Origin of the sequence: Nocardioides sp. NPDC059952 (genome assembly GCF_042730435.1) — a bacterium.
GTDB lineage: Bacteria > Actinomycetota > Actinomycetes > Propionibacteriales > Nocardioidaceae > Nocardioides.
On record NZ_JBHWLY010000008.1, the window covers coordinates 122,981 to 135,531 of the forward strand.

Sequence of the window (12,551 nt, forward strand, 5' to 3'; positions counted from 1 at the left end):
ACCACCCTTTCGCCGTGCGGACCGTACGGCCGGGTCAGTCCTCCTCGCCCAGGCCCAACAGCACTCCGAGACCCCTGAGCGGGTCGAACGGGCTCTCGGACGGCTCTGCCGTCGCCATCGGCTCGCCGCTCCCCGACCCGGACGCCGAGGGCCGGACCTTCCGGGGCGCCTTCACCGGCGTCGGCTCGGTGGCCGCGCCCGTCGGCCGTGTCGACGGCGCCTCGCTGCGATGCTGCTTCGCAGGCGCGCTCGAGGCCGCCGCGCTCGCCGTCGGCTCGGGGTCGGTCATCGCCGGATAGTCCACCGGCGGCTGATACGACTTCCGCACGAACGCGATCCCCGTCGTCGCGGCTGCGAACAGCGCAGACAGCACGAGCGCCGAGATCCAGGGCGTCCAGCCACGCCACCAACCTCCGGCGGGGGCCCGAGCCCCGTCGAACTCACTCACTCCCACAACCATCCCCCAGGTAGCGCCGGCACCGTCCGGCGCGCTCCGATCCTAGTGGCGATCGTCGCCTTCCGGGGCGGTGTGGACATCCCCGGATCGTGCGATCGCGAGCAGGAGGTCGTGGGCCCGGGCGGCCACCGGGTTGGCGGTACGCCGAGCACCGAGCTCGACCAGCGCGACCAGGTCCGCGGACCGGGCCAGGTCGCGGGCATCCGTGGCGCTGCCGCCACGCACCGCGACGTAGCCCGCCAGCACCCCCGAGGCGTACGCCGCGTCCCCGTCGAACCTCAGCAGGTTGCCGAGGTCGGCGAACGGTGAGCCGGCGTGGGCGAACTCCCAGTCCAGCACCGCGCGCACACGCAGCGTCTCCGGGTCCACGATGAGGTTCTTGGGGTTGAGGTCGCTGTGCACCAGGCTCACCCGGGCGACCGTGTCGAGCAGGTCCTGGGCGTCGGCGGCCACGTCCCGCAGCCCCTCCAGGTCCGACGGCGACCAGTCCAGACGCTCGGCGTACGACTCGACCCACTCGGTCAGGTCCAGCTCGAACGCCTCGACCCGCAGGTCCTTGTCGGCGAAGGTCCCGGCACTCAGGAACGGCATCCCGGCCAGGGTGCCCGCGATCTCCCCGAGGCAACGCCCGAGCCGACCGCGCTGCGCCTCGTCCAGGTCGGCGAGCAGCAGGTCACCGCGTACGCCCTCGACGAACTCGGTCACCAACAGCCCCGGCGTGCCTGTGGCCGGGTCGGCGCGGCGTACCTCCAAGACGTCCGGGACCGGGACGAGGCCCCGCACCAGACGGTGCAGGGCCTCGTGGACCTCCGCGGCCTGCGGGTGGTGGCGTGGGTCGGCGAAGACCCGCACGACCGACCTCTCCCCGCCGGCCTCCGCCAGAAACGTCTCACCCGACCAGCCGCCGTCGAGCGGTCGAAGGGCCCCACCGAGTTCACCGAAGCTCACCCGGCGAGATTAGCGCCCGCCCCAACCTCAGGCGCAGGGCCGGCTCTTCGGCTCCAGGTAGACCCGGTGCGTCGCCCTCGAGCTGTCCCACATCTTGTTGAACCGGGAGGTGTAGGCCTGGTAGTAGCTCTTCGAGGTGAACCGGAAGGTGACCTCGTCGTTGCTGAAGGACGGCGGCGACCAGTTCTCCGAGCCGGTCCAGACGCTGAAGGTGCCCTTGTCCGCGAAACGGCCGTTGACACTCATCCACTTGTAGTGGGAGTAGCAGCGCGAGCCGTAGACGATGTTGTCGCCGCTGGTCGACTTCTTCTGGCCCCAGTCCCAGGCGGCGTCGCGCACCGGGATGCCGACCGCCTTCAGCTTGCGGTAGACCACGTCGCTGGCCACCGAGCCGATCACCCGGACCACGCAGCCGCGCTTCTTCAGCCGGACCACCTCGTCGGCGATGCGCTCGCCACGGCGGCTGTACCACGCGTACATGTGGATCCGCAGGATCGTCTTGCCCTTGGTGCCGTAGCCGCTCGGCGCGCGACAGCCGATCAGCCGCAGCCGGTCGATCACCCGGTCACCGCTGCCGCGGGCGTAGATCTCGTCGCTGGTCGCGCCAGGACGCTGACGCTGGAAGCCGACCGAGGTGCCGCCACCGGTCCAGGACACGTAGCGCGGCGACGCCTTCCGGTCGGCCTTGAGCTCGTTGAACATCCGCAGCCACGTCTTCCACAGGCTGTCGTTGGCGTAGATCGTCTGGGCGTCGTTCCACTGCGAACCGGCCGCGCCGCCTCCGAGGTTGCCGGAGCTGTTGATCAAGATGTTGCGCTTGGTGCCGACCTGGGTGAACGAGTGGATCTTGATGTGCAGGTTGCCCTTGTCGTATCCACGGCAGGCGCCGGCGCAGCCGTAGATGAAGCTCGGACGGCTGCGCGTGGTGCCGAAACGTGCAGCCAGCTTCCGCTCGCCGCTGCTCCACATCTTCCGGTTGACCAGGATCTGCACGTGGACACCACGCTTGTGCGCGGCGATCAGCTGATCGACGGTGTCGGCACGGTCCAGGTTGTAGGTGACGAACCGGATGTAGGAGCCCTTGGCCGCGTAGCGGATGCTGTTGTTGATCCGGTGGACGATGTAGTTGCGCTGTGACGCGTCACCGGTCGGGTTGTTGAAGAACGGACCCGCCGGTGGCGACCAGGTCGCCGCGGTCGCCGGTGTCGAGACCACGGACATCGTCGCAACGACCAGGGCCGCCACGCAGCTAGCCACAGCCGAAGCGATCGAGATCTTCCGGGTCTTCCCCGACTTGAGCACATTCCCCCACATGCGGCCGGACTATACCCAGCGACGTATGGCTCGCAACGACAATTCCGAGAACTAGGTGCCGAACCGAAAGAAACCCGCCTCCGAGCGGTGCTCGGAGGCGGGTTTTCGGGACGTACGTCCCAGGCGAATCTTGTCGGTCTCGACCCGCAGTCACAGCCTCGCAGGCTCGGCTGTGCGCTCGCTCGACCCCTTCGGGTTCGCCCGGCGCAAGCGCCGGGCGACCTCAGGCCTTAGCCGCCTTGACGGCCTCGGTGACTGCCGGGAGGACGGTGTGGAGGTCGCCCACGACGCCGAAGTCGACGAGCTCGAAGATGGGTGCCTCTTCGTCCTTGTTGACCGCGACGATGGTCTTGGAGGTCTGCATACCGGCACGGTGCTGGATCGCACCGGAGATCCCGTTGGCCACGTAGAGCTGCGGGGAGACGGTCTTGCCGGTCTGGCCGACCTGGAAGGTGTGCGGCATCCAACCGGAGTCGACCGCGGCACGCGAGGCACCCACGGCGGCACCCAGGGCGTCGGCGAGACCCTCGACGGCGGAGAAGTCGCCGCCGGTGCCACGACCACCGGAGACCACGATCGCGGCCTCGGTCAGCTCGGGGCGACCCGACGCCTTACGCGGCTGGGAGGCCACGATCTGGGCGGTCTTGGCGGCATCGGAGATGGTCACCTCGAACGGGGTCACCGCGGCGGCGCCGGCCTTCTCGACCGGAGCGGCCGAGTTGGGCTTGACCGTGATGATCGGGGTGCCCTTGGTGACCTTGCCCTTGACCGTGAAGTTGCCCGCGAAGACCGACTGGGTCGCCACACCGGACTCATCCAGGTCGACGGCGTCGGTGATCAGCCCGGAGTCCAGCTTGATCGCCAGACGAGCCGCGACCTCCTTGTTCTCCGCGGAGGAGGGCAGCAGGATCGCGGCCGGGGAAGCAGCGCCGGCAAGCTGGGCGAGCGCCTCGGCGCGCGGAGCGACCAGGTAGCCCTTGATCTGGGCGTCGTCGATGACGTAGACCTTCTCGGCGCCATAGCCCTTGACGGCCTCGGCGGCACCAGCGGCGCCGTCGGCGCCACCGATGTAGACCGCGGAGGGCTCGCCGAGCTTGGCGGCCAGGGTGAGCAGCTCGTAGGTCGGCTTCTTGACCTGACCAGCGACGTGGTCGATGAGAACGAGAACTTCAGCCATGATTCAAAGATCCTTTCTCGGCCTCAGATGAACTTCTTGGACGCGAGGAAGTCGGCCAGCGCCTTGGCGCCCGAGCCGTCCTCGTCGGTGACGATCTCACCAGCGGTACGCGGCGGACGGGCCGCGGTCTCCTCGACCGCGGTGTAGGCAGCACCCAGACCCACCTGGGCGGCGTCGACGCCGAGGTCGGCCAGCGACCACGCCTCCAGCGGCTTCTTCTTGGCCGCCATGATGCCCTTGAACGACGGGTAGCGGGCCTCGCCGGACTGGTCGGTGACCGAGAGGACCAGCGGCAGCGTGCCACCGATGACCTCGGTCGCGACATCGCCATCACGCTTGATCCGGACCTGGTCGCCCTGGGTCTCCACCACCGCGGCGAGGGTGACCTGCGGCAGACCGAGACGCTCGGCCAGCATCGCCGGGACCACGCTCATACCCGCGTCGGTCGAGGCCAGACCGCCGACCACGAGGTCGACCTTCGTCTCGGCACCGATCTTCTCGATCGCCTTCGCGAGCACCAGCGAGGTGGCGATGGAGTCCGAGCCCGCGATCGCGTCGTCGACGACGTGGACAGCCTTGTCGGCACCCATCTGCAGCGCCTTGCGCACCGCAGCCTCGGCGGCCTGGGGACCAACGGTCAGCGCGGTGACGGTGATCTCCTCACCCTCACGCTTCTCCTTGATCTGCAACGACTGCTCAACCGCGTACTCATCGAGCTCGGAGAGCAGACCGTCGACGTTCACGCGGTCGACGGTGAAGTCGTCCTCGAACTGCCGGTCCGCGGTCGCGTCCGGCACGTACTTCACAAGCACAACAATGTTCATGATGGTGCGGCCTTGCCGGCCCCTCCTGGAATGGTCGTAGTTCGCCAGCGATGTTACCCGTCAGTCACATACGATGACAGGTGCCTACGCGTTGAGAATGTCACATGGCCTCAGGGCCGGATGACACCGGCCACGATGCGGCCGACGATCAGCCACGCCAGCGCACCGATGCCCCAGTTGAAGAGTGCGTTCTTGATCTCGGCGTCCTCACCGCTGAACTGCTTGATGCCGTTCTCCCGCGAGAACAGGCCCAGGTCGGCGACGTCGGCGAGGTTGAGGACGAACTCCACGAGGGGGTTGTCCTGGTTCGCGTTGAGCGCGATCAGCAGCGCTCCGATCGCCAGCGCCAGCGCGGCGAGCAGCGCGATCACCCAGACCACCCTGGCGGCGTAGGAGCGAACGGTGTTGACCACACCCGGCCCGGCGGACGTCTTGGTGTCGGACACGAGAGTCACTTCCCTTCGAAGTTGGCTTTGCCGGGGCCGTTCTCCAGGAACGATCCCATCCCGGTCTGGGAGTCCTGCGTCGCGAACACGCCGGCGAACTGCTGCTGCTCGATGGCCAGCCCGGTGGCGAGGTCCACCCCGAGCCCCTTGTCGATCGCCGTCTTCGCCGCCGCCAGAGCGTACGGTGCCGCCTTCTTGAACTGGCTCGCCCACGCGAGCGCCTCCTCATAGACCGATGCCGCCGGCACGAGCCGGTCGGCCAAGCCGATTGCAAGCGCCTCGTCTGCCTTGACGAAGCGGCCCGAGAAGATCAGATCCTTGGCCTTGGACGGCCCGATCAGCCGTGCCAGCCGCTGGGTGCCACCGGCACCCGGGATGATGCCGAGCAGAACCTCCGGCTGACCGAAGGTCGCGTCGTCGGCGGCGATGCGGAAGTCGGCGGCGAGCGCCAGCTCGCAGCCTCCACCCAGCGCGTAGCCGGTCACCGCGGCCACCACCGGCTTGGGCATCTCGGCGACGGCCGTCACCGCGGCCTGTACGCCTGCGACCCGCTTGGCCATCTCGGAGTAGGAGAGGCCGGCCATCTCCTTGACGTCGTTCCCGGCTGCGAACAGCCGCTCGCCTCCGTAGACGACGACCGCGCGTACGTCGTCGTCGGCTGCCGCCTCGGTCGCGACCTCGAGCAGCTCGGCCTGCACCTGGAAGCTGATCGCGTTCATCTTCGGCCGGTCGAGCCGGATCGTGCCGATGCCGTCCTCGACGGTGAGGTTGACGAAGTCACCCATCCTTGATGCTCCCCTGTCTGTCGGGTCCGTCTGTCGGGTTGCCTGTGAGGGCGGTTACATGTGTCCGGAACACTATCGGGTGCCTGCCACCTCTCGCGTGCCGGTTCGCGGTACAGGCGTTGCGGGTATCGCGTAACCCCCGCCGGTAAAGGGGCGTTTCAATAACATGACCGATATTCGTTCCAGTCGCACTCGGGTGAGCCTCGGTGCCGCGCTGAGCCTGGCCCTCGGCGCCTTCGTGCTGGCGACGCCGGTCTCGGGTGCCGCGCTCTCCACTACTGACAACACAGACACCACGGCCGCGGAGGCCCGCTCCGGCGGGCTGCTCGGTCACGAGGCCGATGCCGGCCTGGACGTACGCGACCGCGTGCTGCCCACCTCGATCCAGGAGTCCGCGGCGAACGCCCTGGACGCCGTCGACATCCGCTGGAACGCCCACGGGACGCCGACCTCGCTGATCACCTCCGACGGCGTGCTGGCCGCAGCCGGCTCTTCCGACCCGGTCGCCGCTGCCCGGGGCTTCCTCGAGGACAGCGCGGCGGTCTTCGGGCTCACCGCCGCCCAGATGGGCGACCTCGAGCTCGTCAGCGACCAGAAGCTGGCCGGCGGGGGCGGCCATGCGGTGCTCTTCCGGCAGACCTACGACGGTCTGTCCGCCGCCACCGAGGGGCTGGTCACCGTGGGCGTGGCCGACGGCGACATCACCTATGTCTCCTCCTCGTTGTCCAAGGTGACCGGGACGCCGGCGAAGGCGGAGCTCACGCCGACCGCGGCCTGGCTGAAGGCGGCGGCCTCGGCCGGGCGCCCGATCTCCGGCGCGAAGGTCGGCGCGATCGTCACCGACCTCGCGGCGAAGCTGACCGACTGGACCACGCTGACCGTCCCCGGCCTGGCGACCGACCAGCTGGTGCGGCTGCGGGCCCTCCCCGTCCCCGGCGAGGGGGTACGTCCCGTCTTCCAGGCCACCGTCGTCGACTCCGCCGCCGCCACCCTGCTGGGGCAGACGGCACTGGTCGACGCGGTCACCGGCGAGGTGCTCTGGCGCCACGACAACGTCGACCACGAGAACGACATCGAGGGTCCGTTCACCGGAACGGCGCTCGGCTCCTGCGGCCCGAAGCACACCTTCGAGATCGCCGACTACAAGACCCGCACCCTGGCCGCGCTCGCCATCGGCCTGCCGACCGACGACTTCACCGTGAAGCTCTTCGCCCCCGACGGGACCCTGCTCGTGGAGGGTGACCTGCTCACCAGCCCCGAGGCCGCGACCTACACCGCGGAGAAGATCGACCCGGGGACGTACGCGGTCCAGGTCTGTCCCTTCGACGACTCGCTCCTCGTCGGCAGCTACACGGTCACCGTCGCGTCCTCCGACGCGGGCGCGGAGACAGGTGACCTGCCGGGCGGCAACCCGCGCTGGTCCTACTTCCCCGGCACTCCCGACGCCGCCTCGACCGGCGGCGACGCGGTCCCGGCCAACGACGTGGTCGCCTGCTGGACCAAGGTGTCCGAGTGCACCGGGCCGGAGCTGAAGAGCCTGGCCAACGCCGGTCCCTGGGACACGCTGCTCAACACGGCGGTCGGGGTGCCTTCCCTGACGACCGTCGGCAACAACGCCAACACCCACGAGGGCTGGCTCTCGCCGCTGGCCGCCGGCGGCCTCGAGCAGGCGCCGATCTCGCCCCTGCGTGACTACACGGGGAGGTTCACCGATGCCTGGAACAACTCCAGGTGCGCGCCGACCAACCTGGTCCCGGGTGGAAACGACGTCAACTACGTGGTCGGCAACCTGTTCGCGAGCCACAACCGGATGCACGACTGGTCCTACTTCCTCGGCTTCACCGAGGAGAACTACAACCTGCAGACCGACAACCTCGGCCGCGGCGGTCGTGGCCTCGACGCCGAGGTCGGCAACGCGCAGGCCGCCGCGATCGACTCGCAGGTCATCGAGCAGACCGGGCTGCTGACCGGCCGCAACAACGCCAACCAGCTGACCCTGATGGACGGCGTCCCGGGCATCACCAACCAGTACCTCTTCCAGCCCGCCGCCGGCGCCTTCTACGCGCCCTGCACCGACGGTTCGCTCGACTTCGGGATCGTCGGCCACGAATACACCCACGCCATCTCCAACCGGATGATCGGCGGGCCCGACGACGGCATCACCTCCGAGCAGGGTGGCGCGATGGGTGAGTCGTGGGGCGACCTGGCCGGGGCCGAGCACATGTTCGCCCACGACCTCTACAACGGCGGCACCCCGTGGGCCGTCGGCACCTACGCGACCGGCAACACCGAGACCGCGATCCGCGACTTCGCGATCGACAAGAACCCGCTCAACTTCTCCGACTACGGGTTCGACACGACCGGGCCCGAGGTCCACGCCGACGGCGAGATCTGGAACGGCACGATGTGGTCGGTCCGCAAGGCGCTGGTCGACAAGTACGACGCCACCTACCCCTACGCCGACAAGGCCCTGCAGCTGCGCTGCTCGGTCGGGACGACGACGGCCTCGCCGCTGGCCGCCGACAAGTGCCCCGGCAACCGCCGCTGGATCCAGCTGGTCTTCGACTCGTTCCTGCTCCAGCAGGGTGCGACCTCGATGCTGGATGCCCGCGACGCCTTCCTCGCCGCCGACCAGATGCGCTTCGGCGGTGCCAACCGTGAGGTGATCGCGAAGGCGTTCGCCCAGCGCGGCATGGGCCAGTACGCCACCACGACCGCCGACAGCGACGAGCCGACCCCGAGCTTCGCCTCGCCGGCCTCGCGCAACGTCAAGGTCACCTTCAGCGCCCCCGGATCCGGAAAGGTGTATGTCGGTCGCTTCGAGGCGCGGGCCACTCCGATCGCCGACACGAACACCGCCACGGCGCTCGGAGCGGTGGCGCACTTCGTCCCCGGGACGTACGAGCTGCTCTACGTCTCCGCCACCGGAGGCGCCCAGCGCAAGACGGTCACGGTCTCCCCCGCGGAGGTCACCAAGACGGTCGCGTTCGCGTCTGCGACCAACCTTGCCGCGGCCGCCAACGGGGCCACGGTGCTCTCCTCGACCGAGGGCTCACGCAACCCCGGCGCCCTGATCGACGGGACCGAGGGCACCAACTGGGGCGGCGTGACCGCCGACCATGTGGACACCGCCACGCCGTCGGTCGCCGTCGACCTGGCCGGTGGGACACGCACGGTCAAGTCGGTCAACGTCAGCGCCTACCTGTCGCCGGCCACCGACACCGATGCCGACTCGGGTTCGCGCTTCACCGCCCTGCGGAAGTTCGCACTCGAGGCGTGCGTATCCGCGTGCGACACGGCCGGCGCGACCTGGAAGCGCTTCTACACCTCGGCCGCCGACGCCTTCCCCGGAAAGCGCCCGCGGCCGGTCGCGCCCAACCTCAACCTGCGCACCTTCGACGTCCCCGACACCTACGCCGCGGCGGTCCGTCTGGTGGCGCTGGAGAACCAGTGCACGGGCTATGCCGGCTACGCCGGTGAGCAGGACACCGACCCGCTCACCACGACCGACTGCAAGACCGGCTCCGACCGCGGCACGATCGTCCACGCCGCCGAGCTGCAGGTCTTCGGGCAGTAGGCCACATGGGCGGGTTGCAGAAACCTGCAATCCGCCCATGTCATCATTTTGCATTGCATGTTTTTGCAGAAGTGATGACGAAGGCGGCTCCGGCATGCCACAGTAGTGCTCGCCCCGCTGGTGACCCGAGACGCCAGCGGGGCTTTTCTATGCCCAGCATGGGCTGAGCCGAGATGCGGGACACGCTCAGGCGTCCGCAGGACCCTGGCGACCGCGCGTGGCCCGGGGTAGAACTGAGACCAGCGGCAGGCGGGGGTCCTGCCGGACTGGAGACCCATGCGATGAAGGCTCTGAGGTACGTCACGATCGGCGCTGCGCCGGAGATCAGCGAGGTTCCGGTGCCGGAACCCGGACCGGGTGAGGTGCGCGTGAAGATCACCGCCGCTGGCGCCTGCCACTCCGACTCGTTCCTGATGGGTCTGCCGGAGGAGGCCTGGCACACGTTCGGCTACCCGCTGCCGATGACGCTCGGTCACGAGGGCGTCGGTGTCGTCGACGCGCTCGGCGAAGGCGCTCGCGGGATCGAGACCGGCGAGCCGGTGGCGATCTACGGCCCGCAGGGCTGCGGGCGCTGCTACCCCTGCGCGCAGGGCAAGGAGAACTACTGCGAGCGCGCCGCCGAACTCCACATCAGCCCGCCAGGACTCGGCACCGACGGGACCATGGCCGAGTACGTCCTCGTCCCCGACGCCCGCCACCTGCTGCCGCTCGGCGACCTCGACCCGGTCGCCAACGTGGCGCTCACCGACGCCGGCCTGACGCCCTACCACGCCATCAAGGGCTCACTGCCCAAGCTGGTCGCCGGCTCGACCGCCGTCGTGATCGGTGCGGGCGGCCTCGGCCACGTCGCCATCCAGCTCCTGCGGGCCCTCTCCCCCGCCACTGTCATCGCGCTCGACCTCGGCGAGGACAAGCTAGCCCTGGCCACCGACGTCGGCGCCCACCACGCCTTCCTGTCCGACAAGACGGCCGCCGACAACATCCGCAAGGTCGTCGGCGCCCGCGGCGTCACCGCCGTCTTCGACTTCGTCGGCGCCCAGCCGACCGTCGACCTGGCCGCTTCCGTGATCGGCGTGGAGAGCGACCTGGTGATCGTCGGCGTAGGCTCCGCAACCGCCCAGGTCGGCATGCTCGCCAAGCCGTACGACGCGGTGATCCGGGGTCCTTACTGGGGCTCGCGCTCGGAGCTGATGGAGGTCTTCGACCTGGCCCGTGCCGGGCTCGTGCACGTGGAGACGGAGCAGTTCTCACTCGACGAGGCACCGGAGGCGTACCGGCGTCTTCACGAGGGGACGCTTCGCGGCCGCGCCGTCGTCGTTCCCTAGGCCGTCAGACCGGGTGACCTGAGCCCGACTCACGGAGGGGCGGCACACATCCGGGGCCAGGGCATGCGGTTCGGCGATACGCCGCATCGTGCCCGTTCACCGGCCAGATGCTGAAGCGCACGTCTAGGTGCGACGAAAGACCCTGATGCGCCCGTCGGGGAGTCGCTCATAGGCGTAGTCGGCGTCGTGGATCCGACGATGGTCGCTGGGACACAACAGCACCATGTTGGCGAGGTTGGTGACTCCGCCTTCGGACCACGGCGTCAGATGATGGGCCTCGGTCCAGGCGGCGGGGGCGTCGCAGTCCTCGGCTTGGCAGCCTTGATCTCGGAGCCGGAGGGCTCGGTGTTGGATCGGGTGGGCCAGGCGGGCGGTGCGGCCGAGGTCGAGGACTTCGGAGTTGGTGCCGAGGACGGCGGGGACGAGGTCGGCGTTGCAGGCCAGCCGGCGGGCTTCGGCGGCGGTGATCTTCTCGCCGTCGAACCCCAAGGCTGCGGTGCCGAGGTCGTTGCGTAGGTCCTCGACGCTCATGGTGATGAAGACCGTGGTGGCGTGGCCACCGTGCCTGGGGAGGAGGTCGACGTCGTAGGTCTCGACGACCCGGGCGAACGCCTGCCCCAGCAACCGGTCATAAGGGGCTTTGCGGCCCTTGTCCTCCGCGGACCACTTCCGCGGCTGGGCCAGGGAATCCAAGATCGTGCGCAGCCGCATCCCGACCGCACGGGAGACCCTCGCGTGGAGGTCGATGGTGCCGTCACCGTTGTCACGGGAGGAGAAGAACGTACGCCGGGCGGCGTGTTCTTCCTCGCGCTGCAGGGCTTTGGCCTCGGCGGCCTCGAACCTCTCGGGGTCGACCTCGACCAGGATCCGCCGTCCGGCGATCTTGAGCTGGTTCGCGGTCAACTGGGTCGCGTGATCCACGAGCAGTTTCTCGGCCAGGGCCAGGTCCTCTGCACTGACGGCGGGGTCGGTCGCGAGGTTGTCGAGGGCTTGGGTGAGCACCCGGGCCTTGTCCTGGGACACCACTCCCTCAGCCAGCCCAGCCGCGACCAGTTCATACTTCGCGACGCTGGTGGCGAGTTTGATCTGGGAGCGGGCCACACCCTTGTCGACCAGGAGTTCGGTCCGAAGCCAGCCCGAGGCGTCCTTGGCACCGGTCTCCTCGGCGATATCACCCGCCTCAGCGAGCACTCGCAGCTGCAACGCGGCCTGCTGGGCCTGGAGTTTCTCCAAGCGTTCGAGGAGGTCCTTCTTCTGGCTGGTGTGCCAGTAGGCAGGGTCGCTCGAGAGGAGCTCTGCGAGGGCGGTCTCGATGGCCTGCAGGGCGGCGTCGATCGCATCGCCGGGGTTGGTTCCCCAGGGGTCGATGTCGCGGCCGAGACTCATCGCCTGCCCTCTCTCAGAGGCGTGTTGTGATGGTCCTGATTCTACGCCTCAACCACCCCACTGGCTATCTATTTTCCCTGTTCAAAGCCGGTTTTCGTGGTGAGCGACAGATCTCGCTTCTGTGGATGGTAAGTGGCCCGAAGGGCCACCCTCGCGCCCCATCAAGACCACCCGTCGCAAGGAAGAATGCGCTGCGCCACACCCGGGCCGCCGCCCCGATAGCCAGCCTGTGATTATCGGGTCTGGTTGGCCTGGGGCCGACTGATGCAAGGGTTGGTGCCGGTCTCGGTCGTGGTGTGACTCATAGCCAGC

Annotated in this window: 10 protein-coding genes; 3 read left to right on the forward strand and 7 right to left on the reverse strand. The window is 69.0% G+C overall.

All coding sequences use genetic code 11. The annotated features are described in order from the left end of the window. The first annotated feature begins 14 nt into the window (after nt 1-14). On the forward strand, nt 15-299 hold the full coding sequence (locus ACFV9G_RS06095; protein ID WP_378725827.1) for a hypothetical protein: 285 nt from the start codon (nt 15-17) through the stop codon (nt 297-299). 200 nt (nt 300-499) lie between these two features. Here the strand turns inward: ACFV9G_RS06095 and ACFV9G_RS06100 are convergent, their stop codons facing one another. From ACFV9G_RS06100 to ACFV9G_RS06125, 6 genes are all read right to left on the reverse strand, one after another. After that, complete coding sequence (locus tag ACFV9G_RS06100) at nt 500-1,405, reverse strand: phosphotransferase family protein (protein WP_378725828.1); 906 nt, start codon at nt 1,403-1,405, stop codon at nt 500-502. Between the two features lie 27 nt (nt 1,406-1,432). Further along, on the reverse strand, nt 1,433-2,719 hold the full coding sequence (locus tag ACFV9G_RS06105; protein ID WP_378725830.1) for a phosphatidylserine/phosphatidylglycerophosphate/cardiolipin synthase family protein: 1,287 nt from the start codon (nt 2,717-2,719) through the stop codon (nt 1,433-1,435). 223 nt (nt 2,720-2,942) lie between these two features. Next, nucleotides 2,943-3,896 (reverse strand): electron transfer flavoprotein subunit alpha/FixB family protein, encoded by a 954-nt coding sequence (locus ACFV9G_RS06110; RefSeq protein ID WP_378725832.1) that lies wholly within the window; start codon nt 3,894-3,896, stop codon nt 2,943-2,945. Between the two features lie 23 nt (nt 3,897-3,919). Continuing rightward, nucleotides 3,920-4,720, reverse strand: a complete 801-nt coding sequence (locus ACFV9G_RS06115; protein ID WP_378725834.1) for an electron transfer flavoprotein subunit beta/FixA family protein — start codon at nt 4,718-4,720, stop codon at nt 3,920-3,922. 110 nt (nt 4,721-4,830) lie between these two features. After that, nucleotides 4,831-5,166, reverse strand: coding sequence for a hypothetical protein (locus ACFV9G_RS06120; RefSeq protein ID WP_378725836.1), 336 nt, complete (start codon nt 5,164-5,166; stop codon nt 4,831-4,833). Nucleotides 5,167-5,171: 5 nt separating this feature from the next. Continuing rightward, nucleotides 5,172-5,951, reverse strand: coding sequence for an enoyl-CoA hydratase/isomerase family protein (locus ACFV9G_RS06125; RefSeq protein ID WP_378725838.1), 780 nt, complete (start codon nt 5,949-5,951; stop codon nt 5,172-5,174). A 166-nt stretch (nt 5,952-6,117) separates the two neighbouring features. Here ACFV9G_RS06125 and ACFV9G_RS06130 point away from each other — a divergent pair, with 166 nt between their 5' ends. Together ACFV9G_RS06130 and ACFV9G_RS06135 are read left to right on the forward strand one after the other, a co-directional pair. Then, complete coding sequence (locus ACFV9G_RS06130) at nt 6,118-9,528, forward strand: M36 family metallopeptidase (RefSeq protein ID WP_378725840.1); 3,411 nt, start codon at nt 6,118-6,120, stop codon at nt 9,526-9,528. A 281-nt stretch (nt 9,529-9,809) separates the two neighbouring features. Beyond that, nucleotides 9,810-10,853: an NAD(P)-dependent alcohol dehydrogenase gene (locus tag ACFV9G_RS06135; protein ID WP_378725842.1), complete on the forward strand. Its 1,044-nt coding sequence runs from the start codon at nt 9,810-9,812 to the stop codon at nt 10,851-10,853. 123 nt (nt 10,854-10,976) lie between these two features. Here the strand turns inward: ACFV9G_RS06135 and ACFV9G_RS06140 are convergent, their stop codons facing one another. After that, nucleotides 10,977-12,239, reverse strand: coding sequence for a DUF222 domain-containing protein (locus ACFV9G_RS06140; RefSeq protein ID WP_378725844.1), 1,263 nt, complete (start codon nt 12,237-12,239; stop codon nt 10,977-10,979). Between the last annotated feature and the right edge of the window lie 312 nt (nt 12,240-12,551).